General features: G+C 72.2%; 14 protein-coding genes and 1 pseudogene. 9 read left to right on the plus strand and 6 right to left on the minus strand.

The genetic code is table 11. The features are described from left to right. The first annotated feature begins 48 nt into the window (after positions 1-48). Positions 49-1,281 (plus strand): benzoate/H(+) symporter BenE family transporter, encoded by a 1,233-nt coding sequence (locus EDD29_RS36225; RefSeq protein WP_123668721.1) that lies wholly within the window; start codon positions 49-51, stop codon positions 1,279-1,281. A 19-nt stretch (positions 1,282-1,300) separates the two neighbouring features. Here EDD29_RS36225 and EDD29_RS36230 read toward each other — a convergent pair whose 3' ends face one another. Continuing rightward, positions 1,301-2,113 carry an ABC transporter permease gene (locus tag EDD29_RS36230; RefSeq protein ID WP_123668722.1) on the minus strand — a complete coding sequence of 271 codons (813 nt, stop codon included), beginning with the start codon at positions 2,111-2,113 and terminating at the stop codon, positions 1,301-1,303. Beyond that, the gene (locus EDD29_RS36235; protein ID WP_246053182.1) at positions 2,110-2,976 is read right to left on the minus strand and encodes an ABC transporter permease; all 867 of its coding nucleotides are present in this window, start codon (positions 2,974-2,976) and stop codon (positions 2,110-2,112) included. The genes EDD29_RS36230 and EDD29_RS36235 overlap by 4 nt, the downstream gene beginning before the upstream one ends. A gap of 131 nt (positions 2,977-3,107) precedes the next feature. On the opposite strand from EDD29_RS36235, the pseudogene EDD29_RS36240 reads away from it, so the two are divergent. Beyond that, a pseudogene (locus tag EDD29_RS36240) lies at positions 3,108-4,250 on the plus strand (RNA-guided endonuclease InsQ/TnpB family protein). Here EDD29_RS36240 and EDD29_RS36245 read toward each other — a convergent pair. Together EDD29_RS36245 and EDD29_RS36250 are read right to left on the minus strand one after the other, a co-directional pair. After that, positions 4,208-5,410 carry an ABC transporter substrate-binding protein gene (locus EDD29_RS36245; RefSeq protein ID WP_123668724.1) on the minus strand — a complete coding sequence of 401 codons (1,203 nt, stop codon included), beginning with the start codon at positions 5,408-5,410 and terminating at the stop codon, positions 4,208-4,210. The pseudogene EDD29_RS36240 and the gene EDD29_RS36245 sit on opposite strands and share 43 nt — an antisense overlap. Positions 5,411-5,461: 51 nt before the next feature. Continuing rightward, positions 5,462-6,460 (minus strand): ABC transporter ATP-binding protein, encoded by a 999-nt coding sequence (locus tag EDD29_RS36250; RefSeq protein ID WP_123668725.1) that lies wholly within the window; start codon positions 6,458-6,460, stop codon positions 5,462-5,464. Positions 6,461-6,546: 86 nt separating this feature from the next. On the opposite strand from EDD29_RS36250, the gene EDD29_RS36255 reads away from it, so the two are divergent. The 3 genes from EDD29_RS36255 (at position 6,547) to EDD29_RS36265 (ending at position 8,990) form a co-directional block, all read left to right on the plus strand. Continuing rightward, positions 6,547-7,266, plus strand: coding sequence for a FadR/GntR family transcriptional regulator (locus EDD29_RS36255; RefSeq protein ID WP_123668726.1), 720 nt, complete (start codon positions 6,547-6,549; stop codon positions 7,264-7,266). A gap of 11 nt (positions 7,267-7,277) precedes the next feature. Beyond that, positions 7,278-7,937 carry a cache domain-containing protein gene (locus EDD29_RS36260; protein ID WP_123668727.1) on the plus strand — a complete coding sequence of 220 codons (660 nt, stop codon included), beginning with the start codon at positions 7,278-7,280 and terminating at the stop codon, positions 7,935-7,937. Between the two features lie 159 nt (positions 7,938-8,096). Next, positions 8,097-8,990, plus strand: coding sequence for an exonuclease domain-containing protein (locus EDD29_RS36265; protein ID WP_123668728.1), 894 nt, complete (start codon positions 8,097-8,099; stop codon positions 8,988-8,990). Between the two features lie 2 nt (positions 8,991-8,992). Here EDD29_RS36265 and EDD29_RS36270 read toward each other — a convergent pair whose 3' ends face one another. Beyond that, positions 8,993-9,625: a hypothetical protein gene (locus EDD29_RS36270; RefSeq protein WP_148086214.1), complete on the minus strand. Its 633-nt coding sequence runs from the start codon at positions 9,623-9,625 to the stop codon at positions 8,993-8,995. Between the two features lie 577 nt (positions 9,626-10,202). Here EDD29_RS36270 and EDD29_RS47895 point away from each other — a divergent pair. The 4 genes from EDD29_RS47895 to EDD29_RS36290 all read left to right on the plus strand — a co-directional run bounded on the left by EDD29_RS47895 (position 10,203) and on the right by EDD29_RS36290 (position 15,802). Further along, positions 10,203-12,755: a serine/threonine-protein kinase gene (locus EDD29_RS47895; protein ID WP_170201716.1), complete on the plus strand. Its 2,553-nt coding sequence runs from the start codon at positions 10,203-10,205 to the stop codon at positions 12,753-12,755. Between the two features lie 144 nt (positions 12,756-12,899). After that, on the plus strand, positions 12,900-13,691 hold the full coding sequence (locus EDD29_RS36280) for an enoyl-CoA hydratase-related protein (protein ID WP_211360119.1): 792 nt from the start codon (positions 12,900-12,902) through the stop codon (positions 13,689-13,691). A gap of 63 nt (positions 13,692-13,754) precedes the next feature. Beyond that, a complete protein-coding gene (locus EDD29_RS36285; RefSeq protein WP_123668732.1) occupies positions 13,755-14,915 on the plus strand; it encodes an esterase-like activity of phytase family protein in 1,161 nt (386 codons plus the stop codon). A 65-nt stretch (positions 14,916-14,980) separates the two neighbouring features. Continuing rightward, positions 14,981-15,802, plus strand: coding sequence for an NAD(P)-binding domain-containing protein (locus EDD29_RS36290; RefSeq protein ID WP_123668733.1), 822 nt, complete (start codon positions 14,981-14,983; stop codon positions 15,800-15,802). Here the strand turns inward: EDD29_RS36290 and EDD29_RS36295 are convergent. Beyond that, positions 15,783-17,192, minus strand: a complete 1,410-nt coding sequence (locus tag EDD29_RS36295; protein ID WP_123668734.1) for an FAD-dependent oxidoreductase — start codon at positions 17,190-17,192, stop codon at positions 15,783-15,785. The genes EDD29_RS36290 and EDD29_RS36295 overlap by 20 nt on opposite strands. Positions 17,193-17,307 lie beyond the last annotated feature (115 nt).

Below are 17,307 nucleotides of genomic sequence, written 5' to 3' on the forward strand. Positions count from 1 at the left end.
CGCTCTGCCTACACTGTCTGTTCCGTAAACAGAACGGGCGGTGGGGCCATGCGATATCTACAACCGGTGCTGGCGGGGATCGTGCTCTCCGTCGTGGGCTTCGCGAGCTCCTTCGCGGTGGTGCTCGCCGGACTGCGGGCGGTCGGCGCGGACGAACGACAGGCCGCGTCGGGCCTGCTGATCCTCTGCCTGATGCTGGGCCTCGTCGCGATCTTCCTCGGGCTCAGGTACCGGATGCCGATCAGCATCGCCTGGTCCACGCCGGGCGCGGCCCTGCTGGCGACCTCGGCGGCCGAGGGCGTCTCCTACCGGGAGGCGCTGGGCGCCTTCGCGGTGACGGGCTGCCTGATCATCGTCGCCGGGCTGTCGAAGACGCTCGGCAGGCTGATCGCGGCGATCCCGGTGCCGCTGGCCGCGGCGATGCTCGCCGGGGTGCTGCTGCCGCTGTGCCTCGCCCCCGTCCACGCGGTGGCGGAGCTGCCCCGCGCGGCCGTGCCGATCGTGCTGACCTGGCTCGTGCTCGGGCGCTTCGCGGCGACCCGGCGGTGGGCGGTCCCGGCGGCGCTCGCGGTGAGCGTGGTCGCGGTGCTGCTGCTGCGCGAGCCCGGCAAGGCCTCCTCCGGGCTCCTCCCCGTCCTGACCTGGGAGGTCCCGGCGCTCTCCCTGCAGGCCCTCGTCGGGGTGGCGCTGCCCCTGTTCATCGTGACGATGGCGTCCCAGAACGTGCCGGGCATGGGGGTGCTCGCGGCCAACGGCTACCGCCCCGACCTGCGCCCGATCCTCGTCTCGACGGGTGCGGCGACGGTGGTGACCGCACCGTTCGGCGGGCACACGCTCAACCTCGCGGCGATCACCGCGCAACTCGCCGCGGGACCGGACGCCCACCCCGATCCGGCACGGCGCTGGATCGCCTCGGTCTCGAGCGGGGTCGTCTACCTCTTCATCGCGCTGGCCTCCGGCGTCGCGGTCTCCCTGATCGCGACCTCGCCCCCGCTCCTCATCGAGACCGTCGCGGGCCTCGCCCTCCTGGCCTCCCTGGCCTCCGCCCTCCACACCGCCGTCCAGGACCCCGCGGCCCGCGACGCCTCGGTCATCACCTTCGCCGTCACCGCCTCCGGCATCACCCTCCTGGGCATCGGCGCCCCCTTCTGGGGCCTCCTGGCCGGACTCACCTACTCCGCCCTCAACCGCTTCCGCTCCCCCAAGCCCGAGCCCACCCCTGTTCCGGAACCGGAACCGGAACCGCAACCCGTCCCGGAACCCGACCCCGCCTCCTCCTGACGGCCGCGCCGGCGTGGCCTCAGTGGCCCTTGGGCGTCTTCTCGCCGGACAGCCGCTGGGCCAGGTGGACGGGGACGATCGAGAGGACGACGAGGACCGCCGCGACGACGTTGATGACGGGGGCCTGGTTCGGCCGGAAGAGGTTGTTGAAGATCCAGATGGGGAGCGTGGTGACGCCGGGGCCCGCGGTGAAGGTGGTGACGATGATCTCGTCGAAGGAGAGGGCGAAGGCGAGGAGGCCGCCCGCGAGGAGGGCCGGGCGCAGCAGGGGGAAGGTGACGTGCCGGAAGGTCTGGAAGGTGTCGGCGCCCAGGTCGGCGGAAGCCTCCTCGACGAGGGTGCCCTGTCTGCGGAGGCGGGCCAGCACGTTGTTGTAGACCGTGACCACGCAGAACGTGGCGTGGCCGACGATGACGGTGAACAGCCCGAGGCCGATGCCGAGCGGCTGCAGCACGAGGTGGAACGCGTTCGACAGGGCGATGCCGGTGACGATGCCGGGCAGCGCGATCGGCAGCACGACGAGCAGCGACACGGCGTCCCGGCCGAAGAAGGAGTACCGCTGCACCGCGAACGCGATCATCGTGCCGAGCACGAGCGCGATCGCGGTCGCGCCGAGCCCCGCCTTGAGGCTGGTGAGGACCGCCTCGCGCGCCCCCGCGTTGTCCGCGGCGGTCGCCCACCACTTGGCGGTGAGCCCGCTCGGCGGCCAGCCGAACGCGCGGTCGGCGTTGAAGGAGTTGAGCAGCACCAGCGCGAGCGGCACGTACAGGAAGACGAAGCCCGCGGCGAGGCACACCCGCAGGACGGTCCGGGACGTCGCGGAGAGGTTCACATCTCCTCCAGGGCGCCGGTCCGGCGGACGGCGAGGATGTAGCCGAGCATGACGACGACGGGCAGGGTCGCGACGGCCGCGGCGAAGGGCAGGTTGTTGGCGGCGCCGATGTTGTCGTAGACGACGTTGCCGATGAGCTGGCTCTTCCCGCCGACGATCTTGACGGTGATGTAGTCGCCGAGGCTGAGCGAGAACGTGAACAGCGTCCCGGCGACGACCGACGGGAACGTCATCGGCAGCACGACCCTGCGGAAGGTCGTCCACGCCTTCGCCCCGAGGTCGCCGGACGCGTCGAGAAGCGACTCGGGAAGCCGCTCCAGCCCGGTGTAGATAGGCAGGATCATGTACGGCAGCCACAGGTAGGTCAGCACTATGACCGTCGCGGTGAGCCCGTAGCCGGGCCCTTCCAGGCCGAGCGGAGACAGCGCCCAGTCCACGACCCCGCCCTGCGCGAGCATGACCCGCCACGCGTACGCCTTGACGAGGTACGCCGCCCACAGCGGCATGAGCACCCCGATCAACAGCACCGGACGCCACCGCGGCGCGACCACCTTCGCCATCGCGAACGCCATCGGGAACCCGATGACCAGGCACAGCACCGTGACGAGGACCGCGACCCCCACGCTGCGCAGCGCGATCGTCAGGTAGACCGGGTCGGTGAACACGTCCTCGAAGTTCCTCAGCGTGAACTCGTGAACGAGGTCCCCCGTGAACACGTCCGTCGACCAGAAGGCCGACAGGAACAGCGCGGCGAGCGCACCGAGATAAGCGACGACGAGCCAGACCATCGGCGCCGAGAGCAGCAACCCGAGCCGCAGCCCCGGCCGCCGATGCAACAGGGCGGCCGCCCGGCGCCGCAGCACCGGACGGTCACCAGGCAGAACGGTCCTCTGATTCACGGCGTGGAGACCCCAGTCTTCAAGCAGGGGAGGTGACGCCGCCCCCTCCCTTCACGGTTCGTGTTCCCGAATGTTCTCTTGGTAATATCCCGGCCATGGGACGGCAGGTGAAGCGGGCATTCCGATACCGCTTCCATCCAACGAACGCGCAGACCGCGGAGCTGTCTCGCACGTTCGGCTGCGTCCGCCTGGTCTACAACCGGGCCCTGCAAGAGCGAACCCGCGCCTACCGAGACGAAGGCCGTCGCGTCTCCTACGCTGATTCCTCGGCGATGCTCACCGAATGGAAGCGCACCGAAGAACTCGCGTTCCTGGGCGAGGTGTCGTGCGTGCCGTCGCAGCAGGCGCCGCGGCACCTGCAAGGCGCGTTCATGAACTTCTGGGGCAGGCTCGCGGAGTACCCGACGTTCAAGTCGAAGAAGAAGTCCCGCGCATCTGCCGAGTACACCCGCTCCGGTTTCAGGCTCCGGAACGGGCTGCGCACCCTGGCCAAGATGAGCGAGCCGCTCGACATCGCGTGGTCCCGGCCCCTGCCCGAAGGCGCGCAGCCATCCACGGTGACGGTGTCCCGCGACGCCGCGGGCCGCTGGTTCGTGTCCCTGCTGTGCGATGACACCATCACCACCCTGCCACCCACTGACACCATGGTCGGCATCGACGCAGGGCCGACCTCCCTGGTAACGCTCTCCACCGGAGAGAAGATCGCCGATCCCCGGCACGAGCGACGCCACCGGCGACGCCTGGCCAAAGCCCAACGCGCGTCGTCCCGCAAGGCCAAGGGCAGCAGAAACCGGGAGAAGGCCCGCCGAATGGTCGCCCTCGCCCGCGCGATCAGCGATGCCGCATGGCGTCAAATGCGCGGCATGCTCGAGTACAAGACGGCCTGGTACGGGCGGAACCTGATCGTGGTGGACCGCTGGTACCCCAGTTCCAAACTGTGCTCGGCCTGTGGCCGTCAAGCCGCCGCAATGCCCCTCAGCGTCCGGGCCCGGACCTGCACTTGCTGCGGAACCACCCACGACCGGGATGCCAACGCAGCCAGAAACCTTCTCGCCGCCGGGCTGGCGGAGAGCTGAAACGCCTGTGGAGCCGGTGTAAGACCCCAAGGGCGCCAGCCCGGCGGGCGACCGGTCGCGAAGCAGGAAACCCGACCCGCGAGGGAAGGAATCCCCGCCCAGCAGGGCAGTGGAGGAGGTCAACCTTTGATCGCCGTCCAGGCTCTGGTCCATTCGGAGTAGTCGACGCACTCGATGTCGGTGCGGCCGTCCAGGCACTGGGCGATGGGGGTGGTCCAGTACCAGATCTGCTTGAAGTAGTCCTCGTCGTCCGCGTGGAAGGTCGCGCAGTGCTTCGGGTCGGCGGTCTCGGCGCAGGCCTTGGCGTTGGAGGGGGCCTCGCCGAACCATTCCGAGACCGCGGCGTTGGCCTTCGGGGAGATGATCCAGTCCATCCACTTGTAGGCGCAGTTGGGGTTCTCGGCCCGGCTGGAGATCATCCAGGTGTCGGACCAGCCGGTCGCGCCTTCCTTGGGCAGGGTCACGTCGACCTTGGCGCCGTCGGCCTGGGCGAGGTTGGCGATGACCTGCCAGGTGGTGCCGAGCACGGAGTCGCCGCTGGAGAAGGCCTGGAGCTCCTTGGTGTAGTCCGACCAGTACTCGCCGATGAGGCCGTTCTGCGCCTTGAGGAGGGTGACCGCGGCGTCGAACTGGTCCTGGTCGAGCGCGTACGGGTTCTTGATGCCGAGGTCGGGCTCGGTCGCCATCAGGTACAGGGCCGCGTCGGCGATGTAGATGGGCGAGTCGTAGGCCGTGATGTTGCCCTTGTACGGGGAGTTCGCGTCGAAGACGGCGCCCCAGGAGTCGGGCGCCGGGGAGACCTTGTCGGTGCGCCACATCAGCAGGTTGGCTCCGCGGCCGTGCGGGACGCCGTAGGAGACCCCGTTGACGGAGTTGTGCCGCTGGTTCTTGAGCGCCGGGTACACGTCGGCGTAGTTCGGGATGAGGCCGGTGTTGACGGGGGCGACGTCGCCGCCCGCGATGAGCCGGAGCGAGGCGTCGCCGGAGGCCGAGACGAGGTCGTACTCGCCGGTCTTCATCAGCGTGACCATCTCGTCGGAGGTGCCCGCGACCTTGCTGTTGACGGTGCAGCCGGTGGTCTTCTCGAACTCGGTGACCCAGTCGACCTTCGGGTCGGTCGACCCGTCCTCGACGTAGCCCGCCCAGTTGACGATGTTGACCTGGCCTTCGGGGGCGCCGACGGCGGTGGCCGCGGGGAGGTCGGGGACCTTGAAGCCCTGTTCCGCGGTGACGGCGTCGTCATCGCCGCCGCCGCAGCCGGTGAGCAGGGCAAGGGCCAGGGCCGCCGAAGAGGCGACTCCGGCCGCGCGCTTGGACCACATAGGGGTTTCTCCTTGATGGGGGTTGAGGGGTTAAGGAGATGGCGTGGGGGTTCAGGACACGGCGAACTCGTGCGCGGGGTCCCAGGTGAGCCGGACCCTTCGGGTGCGCAGGGAGGCCGCTCCTGCGGGGTCCGAGGTGTTCTGCCGGACGGCGACGACCCGGCCGCCCCCGTCCTCCAGGTCCACGACGTACCGGGTGACCGACCCGGCGTAGACGACCTCGGCGACGGTGCCGAAGGCGTGGCCGTGCCCGTCGGGGGCCGGGGCGTCGGGGTCGGCGTGCAGGCGCACCTTCTCGGGCCGGACGCGGCCGCCACCGAGCCGGTTGGAGGTCCCGACGAACCCGGCGACGAACTCGGTCGCGGGCCGCTCGTAGACCTCCTCGGGGGTGCCGACCTGTTCGATCTGGCCCGCGTTGAACACCGCGATCCGGTCGGACATGGTGAGCGCCTCCTCCTGGTCGTGGGTGACGAACAGGAACGTGATCCCGGCGCGGCGCTGGATCTCCTTGAGCTCGACCTGCATCTGCTCGCGCAGCTTGAGGTCGAGGGCGCCGAGCGGCTCGTCGAGGAGGAGCACGCGGGGTTCGTTGACGAGGGCGCGGGCCAAGGCGACGCGCTGCCTTTGGCCGCCCGACAGCTCCGACGGCTTGCGGCCGCCGAAGCCGTCGAGGCGTACCGAGCGCAGGGCTTCTTCGGCTCGCGCCCGGCGGTCCTTCTTCCCGACCTTCCGGACCATCAGCCCGTACTCCACGTTCTGCGCGACCGTCATGTGCGGGAACAGCGCGTAGTCCTGGAAGACGGTGTTGACGTCCCGGTCGAACGGGGCGAGGCGGGTCACGTCGCGGCCGTCGAGTTCGACGGCGCCCGCGGTGGCCTGCTCGAAGCCCGCGATCATCCGCAGGACCGTGGTCTTGCCCGAGCCGGACGGGCCGAGCATGGAGAAGAACTCGCCGTCGTGGACGTCGAGGTCGACGCCCGCCACGGCTTCGACGCCGCCGAAGCTCTTGCGGACTCCGCGCAGCCGGACCGCCACCTGCCGTTCGCTCATAACATTAAAAATATGGATTCATATGTTTCAGCTCAAGACACGGTTCGATAACCTGAGGTAACGAGCGTGATCGACGGGGAGGGCGCATGGGCGGGGCCGACCCCCGGCAGGTCGTCTTCGCGCCCGTCGGCAATGGCGCGCGCGTCGACCTCGTGGTCCGCCGCCTCGCCGACGCGATCGCCCTGGAGCTGCTGGCGGACGGCGAGCAGCTGCCGAGCGAGGCCGAACTCGCCGGCCAGCTCGGCGTCTCCACCGTGACCTTGCGGGAAGCCCTCGTCACCTTGCGCAACAACGGGCTCGTGGAGACCCGGCGCGGGCGCGGCGGCGGCAGCTTCGTGCGCACCCCGCACACCGCCGTGGTCGCCGTGCGCCTGGAGGGCGTCGCGCTCCAGGACCTGCGCGACTTCGGCGACCACTACGCGGCGATCTCCGGCGCGGCGGCCAAGCTCGCCGCCGAGCGCGCGCTGGAGGCCGAGCTCGCCCCGCTGCGCCGCACGATCGCGCAGATGGAGGCGGCCGCCTCCGCCGCGGAGCTGAGGCGTCTGGAGGGCCGCTTCCACATCGAGGTCGCCGCGGCGTCGCAGTCGGCGCGGCTGACCCGCGAGGAGGTCATGCTCCAGGCCGACCTCGGGCTGCTGCTGTGGCTGCCGCACGCCGAACTCGACGGCCCGGCGGTCGCGTGCCCGCACCGCCAGATCCTTGACGCCATCGGTTCCGGAGACGCCGCCGGTGCCCGTAATGTTGCCGAACGACACATCCTGGAGGCGGTGGAGCGGCTGGTCGAGCTCCGCCTGCGCGCGACCTGAAGCGGGTGGCCATGCTCATCGTCGAACGGGCGCAGGCCCTGACGGACGAGGTCTTCGCGGCGGTCGCCGCGGTGCGCGAGGCCACCGTGCGCCTCGCCGGAGGCGGCCCGCTGCGCAGCACCGACCTCGCCGCGCTGCGCCCGCTGCTGTTCGAGCGGCTCGGCCCGCTCGTCGTCGGCCTCGGCTTCATCGCGCTGCCCGGCCTGCTGGCCGACTCGCACTGGTACCTGGAGTGGTGGCAGCACGATCCCGACGGCGGCGTGCCGCGCCAGTTCAACGCCGAGCTCGACCCGGCACGTCCCGCTTTCTACGACTACACGCAGTGGGACTGGTTCGCCGGGCCGCAGGCCGGGGCCGAGCGGTCCATCTGCGGGCCGTACGTCGACTACCTCTGCACCGACGAGTACAGCCTGACGTTCTCGCTGCCCGTCCTCGCCGGGGGCGCGTTCGTCGGCGTCGCGGCGGCCGACGTGTTCGTCAGCGCCTTCGAGCGCGCGGTCCTGCCCGCGCTGAAGGACCTGCGCGCGCCCGCGTTCATCGCCAGCGCCGCGGGCCGTGTCATCGCCTCCACCAGCGCGCGCTGGACCAGCGGCGCGGTCTACCGCGGCGCGCCCGGCCACACCAGCCACCCCATCGGACGGACGGGGCTGTCCCTGATCACGGCGGGCTAGACCCGCACGGCCCGCCTCCGCCGAACCCCCTCGAAGGCCGCGCCACCCCGGCCCGCCCCCGCACACGGCACCTTTCCCGACGAACCACTTTCCCGACGAACCACGCCTATCAGGCACGGGTGCGCCACGCGGCCCGCACGGGTCTACAGTCGAAGATCTATGAGTGCGCACCTGGGCCCGTGGGCGGCCGTCGACGTCGAGACCTCCGGGATCGACCGCAACCGGCACCGCGTCCTGTCCCTCGCCGTCATCGTGCTCGACGCCGACGGCTGGCCGGTCGAGGAGTACACGACGCTGCTGAACCCCGGGTGCGATCCCGGCCCCGTCCACGTGCACGGGCTGACCCGCGAGAAGCTCGCGGGCGCGCCGCGGTTCGAGGACGTCGCCGAGCACACCGCGGAGCTGCTGCGCGGCAAGGTGATGGTCGCGCACAACGCGCAGTTCGACCACGGCTTCCTCACCCGGGAGTTCGGCGCGCTGGGCATGCCGATGCCTGTGCGGCACAGCCTGTGCACGCTCCGGCTCAACCGGAAACTGCGTCCTCCTACGGCCGACTTCAAGCTCGGCACCCTCGCCGCGCACTACGGCGTCCGGCAGGAGCACGCGCACGACGCGCTCGACGACGCCCGTGTCCTGGCGGGCATCCTGCGCGGCTCCCTGGCGGTGGCGAAGGAGCGCGGCATCGAGCCGCCGATCGTCGAGGGCGACCTCGCCGGGCGCGGCTCCTTCCCGCCCAGCATCCCCAAGCAGCGGTGCGCCTACGAGAGCCCCGGACGCTGGCGCGACGGGCAGCCTCTCGTGCAGGGCATGAAGGTGGTGTTCACCGGCGAGACCAGGGTCTCCCGCGACGATCTGATGACGCGGTCGGCGGAGGCGGGCCTGAACGTCATGGGCAACGTCAGCCGGTACACGAGCCTCATCGTCGCCAATGACCTGCGCTCGACGTCGACGAAGGCGCTGCGCGCGCGGAGAGAGGGCGTCCCCTTCCTCGACGAGCCCACGTTCCTCGCGCTGCTCGACGCGATCCGCCCGGGCCGCCGGGCGCCCGCCTGAGGTCAGCCGGCGAGCGCCCGGAGGGCCGCCGCGGGATCGTCGGCGTACAGCCGGACGGTCGAGGCGCGCGCCCGCCCGCCGAGCGGCCGCACGACCTCCACGGGGGCGGCGAGCGTCAGCACGACGTTGGTCTGCGACGCGACGGCGACGCCCAGGACCCCCGCGGAGACGGTGACGCCGTCGTCGGCGTCGTAGACCCGGGTGAGGCTCGCCCCCGTGATCTGCGCGCGCGGGATCCGCAGGTCGAAGAAGGCGCCGTGGCGCACCCGCACGTACTCGTCGGTGACGACGTGGGGGCGGGTCACGTAGGCGGCGGCCGTGATGAGGACGGCGAGGACGGCCCACGCGTGCAGCGCCAAGGAGACGGCGCCGGCCGTCGCCGTGAGGTCCAGCCCCCGGATCAGCGCCTCCACGGCGATGGTCTCGACCACGATCGAGAACAGCACGACGTAGAAGAGCGCGCTTCCACCGGACGCGTACGGGACCGGCAACGCCCCGTCGGGCACGCCGTGCTTGCGGCGGGCGAACCACAGCCCGAGGCTGACGGTCCCCTTCACGTCGATGCCCATGAGATGGCGTGCTCTCTCCGGCACGTAGCGCCGCCACGACCCCGTCATTCCTCGCGCGGTGTCCATGGCTCCATTGCACACCGTGCACCTGCGCGGGAGTCAACCCCAGGTGCCCGGGTCCGCGTCGGAAAGGATCTCCGGCCGCGGTCCCGAGTTCCATGAGTGAGAATTCCCCCGCATTTACCGGAGATGGCCGACCGCGGTCAGTGCCGTCGGGTGCGTCCCGGCCGTAATGGCAGTTGATTACCGGATGATCCCTATGGATTGCAGGAAATCTTCGGGAACGTTCCGATATTTCTGCCGCGTCGGAGATCTCCGGCACGTCCCGGAACCATGGCGTTCCCGCTGGTGGCGGCCGCCACGTGACGCACAGCGGGCCCCGCGGAAATTCTCCCGCCTCGAAGGCCCCCGCCGCCCCTCCGGACGAATGCGTCAGGCGGTACAGAGTCCGGAAAGATCCAAGAGTGAGCATCTCACCAGCGGAACTCTCCGTTCCGGGAGTTAGGGATCGGCCCTAACTCGGCGCCGCGCGGACCACCCAGTACGTTCCGGTCCATCGGGTTGACCGGGAAGCGCACCCGGGGGTCGAATAGCGCCACATCGCCCCATGACGCACCGGGGGCGGGAACTTCTGGGGCAGAAGATGAGCGGGAACTGGCGACTCGACGGGTACGACGAGCAGGGCGAGCTTGGCGCGGGCCAGCAGGGGCGCGTCGTGCTCGCCCGCCGCGCGGGGTCGGAGGACCTCGTCGCCATCAAGTACATGGACGCCGGGGCGGCACTGCCCGAGGGCACCGACGAGCGCACCCAGTTGCGCCACGAGGCGCGCATGCTGGTCTCGGTGCGCGACCCGTACGTGGCGCAGCTCTACGACGTGGTGGAGAACCAGCACGGCGTAGCGATGATCATGGAGGCGGTCGACGGGGTCGCGCTCAAGGTCGTGCTCGCCGAGTACGGCGCGCTGCCGCCTGAGGCCGCGCTCGTGGTGCTGCGCGGGTCGCTGCTCGGTCTGGAGGCCGCGCACGGCGCCGGGGTCGTGCACCGCGACTACAAGCCCGCGAACGTCATCGTGCGCGCGGACGGCGTCAGCAAGCTCATCGACTTCGGCATCGCCACCCACGCCGGACGCCGCTCGATGGCGGGCACCCCCGCCTACATGGCGCCGGAGCAGTGGCGCGGCGAGGAGGCGGTGCCCTCCACCGACGTGTACGCCGCGACCGTCACGTTCTTCGAGTGCGTGACCGGGCACCGGCCGTACACCGGGCCGAACCGCCTCGCGCTGATGGAGCGGCACCTGACCGCCCCGCCTCCGCTGCACGAGGTGCCCGAGGAGCTGCGCCCGCTCGTCGCGCACGGGCTGGCCAAGGGCGCGGGCGCGCGGCCGCCGAGCGCCGGGGCGTTCCTCGCCGAACTGGAGGCCGCCGCGCTCGGCGCGTACGGCGAGGACTGGCGCAAGCGCGGCGCGCTGCTGCTCGGCGGCATCGCGGTGACCTTCGCGGGGCTGTTCCCCCTGGCCGTCACCGGGCTCGCGGCGGGCGGCGCGACGACCGCGCTGCTGGGCGGCGGCGCGGGAGGCACCTCGGTCGGCTCGACCGCGTTCAGCACCCTCGGCACGGGCGTGCGCGGCGGCGTCAAGGCGCTGGTCGGCGGCGGGGGCAAGGCGCTGGCCATCGCCACGGTCGCGGCGGTCGCCGCGGCGGCCACCACCGTGGTGTTCGTGCTGGCCAACGACAGCGACCCGGCGCCCGCGGCGCAGCCGACCGAGGACGTCGTGACGTTCGTGCCCGCCGCGCCCTCGGCCGAACCGACGGGGACCCCTACCGCCGCACCCACCGACTCCCCTTCCGCAGTGCCCCCGACCCCTGCCGGGGACCCCTCGGCGGTCCCGAGCCCGTCCCCCGCGCCGTCCGGCACCGCGCCGGTGGACCCGGCCGACCCGGACCCCGCGGACCCGGCCGACCCGGACCCGGCCGACCCGGACCCGGCCGACCCCGGCCCCGATCCCGTCGACCCGGGCCCGGTGGCCCCCGGACCCGGCGAGCCCGGACCCGGCGCCGGACCCGTGGATCCCGGGCCCGGCCCCGTCGACCCGGGGCCTGGACCCGGCCCGGTGGACCCCGGCCCGGTGGACCCCGGGCCGGAAGAGCCCGAGCCGGCGGACTGCGCGGTGGCCGCGCTGCCCGCGTTCGACTTCGGCGAGGTGGCCGTCGGCCAGGCCGAGTCCACGACCATCACGTTCCCCTGGCGGGACTGCTACGGGGGCGACCCGGGCGCGCCCGCGGCGGCGCTGCGGGACGCCTCGCCCGCCTACACCCTGACGTCCGTGGAGTGCCCGGAGGAGGGCGACTGCACGGCCACCGTGCGGTTCTCCCCCGCCACCCTCGGCGTGCACAACGCGACCCTGGTGCTCGCGGCCGACGACGGCTCCGACGGCCTCACCTTCGCCCTCTTCGGGAACGCCACCTTCACCTGCTCGCCCTACACCACGAGCGTGCGGTTCCCCTCGGTCGCGCAGAACGGCGAGGCCGCGACCTTCGGCCTCCGCTACCCGTGGCTGCCCTGCGACAACGAGGCGGGCCTGACCGTCGAAGGAGACCCCGCCTTCTCCGCGACGTTCGGCGAGTGCGAGCAGGCCGGCGAGGGCACCTTCTGCACGATCTACGTGACCTTCACCCCCGGCAAGGCCACCGAGCCCGGCCTGCACACCGCCACGGTCATCGTCCCGGACGACGCGGGCCGCACCGAGACCGTCCGCATCACCGTCTCGGTCGAGGTCACCGCCCCCGAGACCGAGCCCACCCCCACCCCGACCACCACCGACGGCGAGGGCGACGGCGGCACCTCCGACGGAGAAGTGGTCCCGGAGCAGACCCCCAAGGGCCCCGATCCCGAGCCGCAGCAGACCGCGACCACGCCCCCCGCGCAGACCGACGGACCGAAGCCGACGAAGCCCGCCACCCCCGAGCCGACCAAGCCCGGCCAGCCCAAGCCCGAGGCCCCCACCCTCGAACCCACCCAGGTGGTGACGAACCAGGTCGCGCCGGCGGAACCCGAGCCCGAGCCGGAACCGTCCCCGGCACCCGCGGAAGAACCCGCGCAGCCCGCTCCGGCGACGGACCCGCCGACCACCGTCGCGCCCCCGGCCGAGCCCTCCGCCCCGGAGACCCCGCCCGCCACCACGACCTCCGAAGGCTGACGCGTCCCTGCCCGGCCCCCGCCCGCCCCGCACCCTTGCGGCGGCGGGCGGGCGTGGAAGGGGCCGCCCCCGGGCGACGCGGGGCGGAGGGCGGTCGGTAGCTTGGCGGGGTGGATCGACGATCGGTGGAAGGGTGTGGGCGCGTTGGGTGAGTCCGTGGTGCTGGTGGAGGTCGAGCGGGGGGTCGCGGTCGTCACGCTGAACCGGCCGCAGGCGCTCAACGCGATGACCCTGGAGATGTCGCTCGCCTACTCGGAGGCGCTGCTGGCCGCGGACGCCGACCCCGAGGTGCGCGCGATCGTCGTCACCGGGGCCGGACGCGGCTTCTGCGCCGGGGCGGACCTGGGCATCCTGGAGCAGGGCGGGGACGCGATCCGCAAGTTCCTGCCCCCGGCCAAGGACATGCCTCGGCTCGCGCTCGCGCTGTCCAAGCCGGTGGTGGCCGCGATCAACGGCCATGCGGTGGGCATCGGCTTCGCTTACGCGCTCGGCAGCGATGTGCGGTTCGCGGCGAGCACCGCCAAGCTCGCCACCGCCTTCTCCCGGCTCGGCCTGGTCGCCGAGTACGGGCTGTCCTACCAGCTCCCGCGGCTCATCGGGGTCTCGGCCGCGATGGACCTGCTGTTGTCGGGCCGGACCATCGACGCGGCCGAGGCGCTCTCCCTGGGCCTGGTGAACCGGGTCGTGGAACCCGAGGAGCTGCTGCCCGCGGCGATCGCGTACGCGGCGGACATGGCGGAGAACTGCGCGCCGTCGTCCCTGGCGGCGATCAAGCACCAGGTCTACGGCCACCTCGACCTCGCCGAGCCGGAGGCGCTGACCGAGACGCTCGGGCTGATGGACGCGTCGTTCGGCGGCGCCGATCTCGCCGAGGCGCTGCTGGCCAGGAACGAGAAGCGCAAACCCGTCTTCACGCCCCCTCCGGCGCGTCCCTGACGCGACAGGGCCCGGCCCCCGTCATCATGCCTCCGTCTGGTCGAGCGACCTACAGGGGGATGCATGAAGCGGGGGCTGAGGGGCCTGACCGCGGCGATGGCCGCGATCGGGGGCACGGTGGGCCTTGCGGCCGCACCGCAGGCGGCGGGGGCCGCCGCGCCGGGAGCACGCGAGGTGGAGGTCGTCCGGGAGCTGGGGCAGCACGTCGTCCCGCACAAGCTGGAGGTGGCCGGGACCACCTTCGGGGGCATCTCCGGGTTCGACCGCGACCCGGTGACGGGCAAGTGGTACTTCATCTCCGACGACCGGGGCCGCTACGGTTCGGCCCGGTTCTACACGGGCGAGCTGACGTTCGACCCGCGCAGCGGGGTCTTCAAGGGCGTCGAGCTGACGGGCGGCCGCACGTTCCACCGTCCCGACGGCTCCGCGTATCCCGAGTACGGCAAGCCGGACTCCGTCGATCCGGAGTCGTTGAGGTTCGACCCGTGGACGCGCAGGCTGCTGTGGTCCAGTGAGGGCGACCGCCCGGACAAGGCGAATCCCACGATTCCGGTCGCGCAGATGTCGCTGCTCTGGGCCGACACCCAGGGCACCGAGACGGGCCGCGTCCGGCTGCCGAGGACGCTCCGGATGACCGACACCGAGTCCGGCCCGCGCCGGAACTTCGGCCTCGAGGGCCTCACCACGACCCGCCGCACGATCGTGGCCGCCGTGGAGGGCCCGCGGTTCGAGGACGGGGCCCCGCCGACCGTCGAGCGGGGCGCGCCCGCGCGGATCACGGTGTGGAACAGGGAGACGGGCCGTCCCGTCGGCCAGTACGTGTACCCGCTGGACAAGCTGCGGGAGGCGCCGAGGCCCGCGGACGGGCTCAGCGACACCGGGATCTCGGAGCTGCTCGCGGTCTCCCGCACGCGGTTCCTCGCGCTGGAGCGCACCTGGCTCGAAGGGGTCGGCTACCAGGCGCGGATCTACGAGATCGACCTGTCCGCGGCGTCGAACGTGCTGGACCGGGAGGACCTGTCGCGGCCGCACACGCCGGTCACCAAGCGCCTGGTCTACGAGTTCGAGCCGACCGTGGAGAACTTCGAGGCGCTGGCGTGGGGGCCGAAGCTGGCGACGGGCGAGTGCAGCCTCGTCGCGGGCTCGGACGACAACTTCTACCAGCCGGAACGCACGGTCTTTCTCGCGCTCGCGGTGAAGGGCTGCCCGCGCACTCTCGACTGACCCTCGACGCGCGGTACCGGGGACCGGCAGAATGGAAACACTGTTTCCCATCTGAAGGTCGTCCCATGCGCTATGTGATCATCGGTTGCGGCAACGTCGGCATGGAGCTGGCCCGGCGGTGGACCTCCGCCGGGCACTCCGTCGTCGGGACCACGACCACCGAGGCGAGGGTCGCCGAACTGGCGCCGGTGTGCACCGAGGTGGCCGTGCTGCGCGGCAGCGACCGGCCCGCGGTCGAGCGGGCGGTGGCGGGCGCGGACGCGGTCGTGCTGACCGTGAGCCCGCGGCTGTCCCGCTCGTTCGACGCGGCCCAGCGGGTCGCCGAGTACGCCGACACGCTCACCGCGAGCGCCGCGACGGCCGCCGCGGTCCACCCCCGGGTGCTGTTCACCAGCTCCGTCTCGGTCTACGGCGCGGGCGAGGGCGACCTCGTCACCGAGGACACCCCGGTGACGTCCGAGGACGACGCCTCCCCGCGCGAGTTCGCCAACGGCGAGCGCGCGGTGCTGGCCTCCCCCGGCGGATCCGCGGTCCGCATCCCCGACGTGTTCGGCCACCCGCGCGACATCGACTACCCGAGCCGGGTGAAGATGGCGCACGAGATGCTGGGCGGAAGCGTCCCGTTCTCCGCCGACTCGCTGCTCTACCGGATCGACTACCGTGACGCCGCCGCCGCGCTCGCCTTCGTGGTCGAGAACGAGCTGGCCGGCCTGTACAACGCGGTGCCCGACGCGGTCGTCCCGCCGACGAACGAGGTCGCCTTCGGCGCGATCTGCGCCGAGCACGGCTGGCCCGCGCTGTCGTTCCGGGGCGAGATCAAGACACCTGTGGTCCCGGTCTCGTCGGCGAAGCTGCGCGCGGCGGGGTTCACCTTCGACCACGGGTGAGCGCGCGGCCGACGAGCCGCCCGAAGGCCATCGCGGGGGTGAGGCACATCCCGGAGCAGAACGCGTTCCCGTTCACCGCGGCCGATCCGATGACCTCGCCCACCGCGTACAGCCCTTCGATGACGGTCCCGTCCGCCCGCCTGACCCGGGACTCTTCGTCCACGTCCACGCCGGTGAAGGTGATGAGCGTGACGGGGTGGTTCTCGACCGCGTAGAACGGCGGCTTCAGGATGCGGGCCGGAAGGTGGGCGCGTCCGAAGTCGGCGTCCTTGCCCGCCGCGACGCACTCGTTGTAGCGGGCGATGCCCGCGGCCAGCCCTGCGGGGTCGATGCCCGCGCGGGAGGCGAGCTCCTCCAGCGTGTCCGCCTTGTGGACGCCCCGGCGGATCCCGCACTGGGCGTCCAGCTCTTCGGGAGTCCAGCCGTGCACCATCGGCCGGGACGCCTCCAGCGCGGCGGCGTCGAAGACCATCCAGAACGTCATCCGCTCGATCCCGGTGAGCGCGCGCTCCTTGCGGTCGATGCTCGGGTCGTCCTCGGCCACCCAGCGCGCGCCGCCCCGGTCCACGTAGACCTCCCACGGCGGCCGCTCCGGCGCGACGAGCTGTGGCCGGTGGATCCAGTCGACGCGCAGGTCGCCGGGTTCCGGCGGCAGCCCCCCGAAAGTGGGGATGTACTTGCCGAGCCCCTGGAGCCCGGCGCCGATCCGGCGGGCCATCTCCAGGCCGTCGCCGGTGGAGGTGGGGGCGGCGGACGTGGTGAGCGGCGCGCCTTCCAGCTCGCCGAACAGCTCGGGGTGGTAGCCGAACCCCCCGGTGGCCAGCACCACCGCGGCGCCCTCGATCTCTTCGCGCCCTTCGGTGATCACGCCGGCGACCACGCCGTCGCGCACGAGGAGGTCGCGCACCGGCGTAGCGGTGCGGACCTCGACCGCGCCGCTCGCGGTGTGCGGGGCGAGCAGCAGCCGCAGCACCCGCAGGATCTCCGGGCCGCCGGGCACCTCGGGCGCGTGCACGGTCCGCGGCGTGCCGTACTGCTCGTGCCCGTGCACGATGCGCGGTGTCGCCGGGTCGAGCCGCAGGCCGGCGTCCAGGAGCCACTCCATGACGGCGGGCTGCTCGTGCAGGGACAGCAGGGTCAGGTCCGCGCGGCCGAGACCCCGGCTGATCCGCCTCACATCGGCCCAGTGAGCCGCGACATCGTCGGTGATGCCCTGCGCGCGCTGGGCGGAGAAGCCTCCGGCGGACAGGTGGCCGCCCGAGTACGGCAGGGCGCCTCCGACGTCCGCGGCCTTGTCCAGCACCAGGACACGCGCCCCGCCCTCGGCCGCCGCCACGGCACAGGCCAGCCCACCCGGACCGGCGCCGACCACGATCACGTCCACCGCCACGGCCCCGCCCCTCTACCTGACCAACGTGTTCCACCAGTGCATACAGTGTTTCCCTCTTCTATGGCTCCGGTCAAGATCGGGCGGTTGCTCGGCGCATCCCACCAAAGCCCCGGCA

It is taken from the genome of Actinocorallia herbida, assembly GCF_003751225.1.
Taxonomy (GTDB): domain Bacteria; phylum Actinomycetota; class Actinomycetes; order Streptosporangiales; family Streptosporangiaceae; genus Actinocorallia; species Actinocorallia herbida.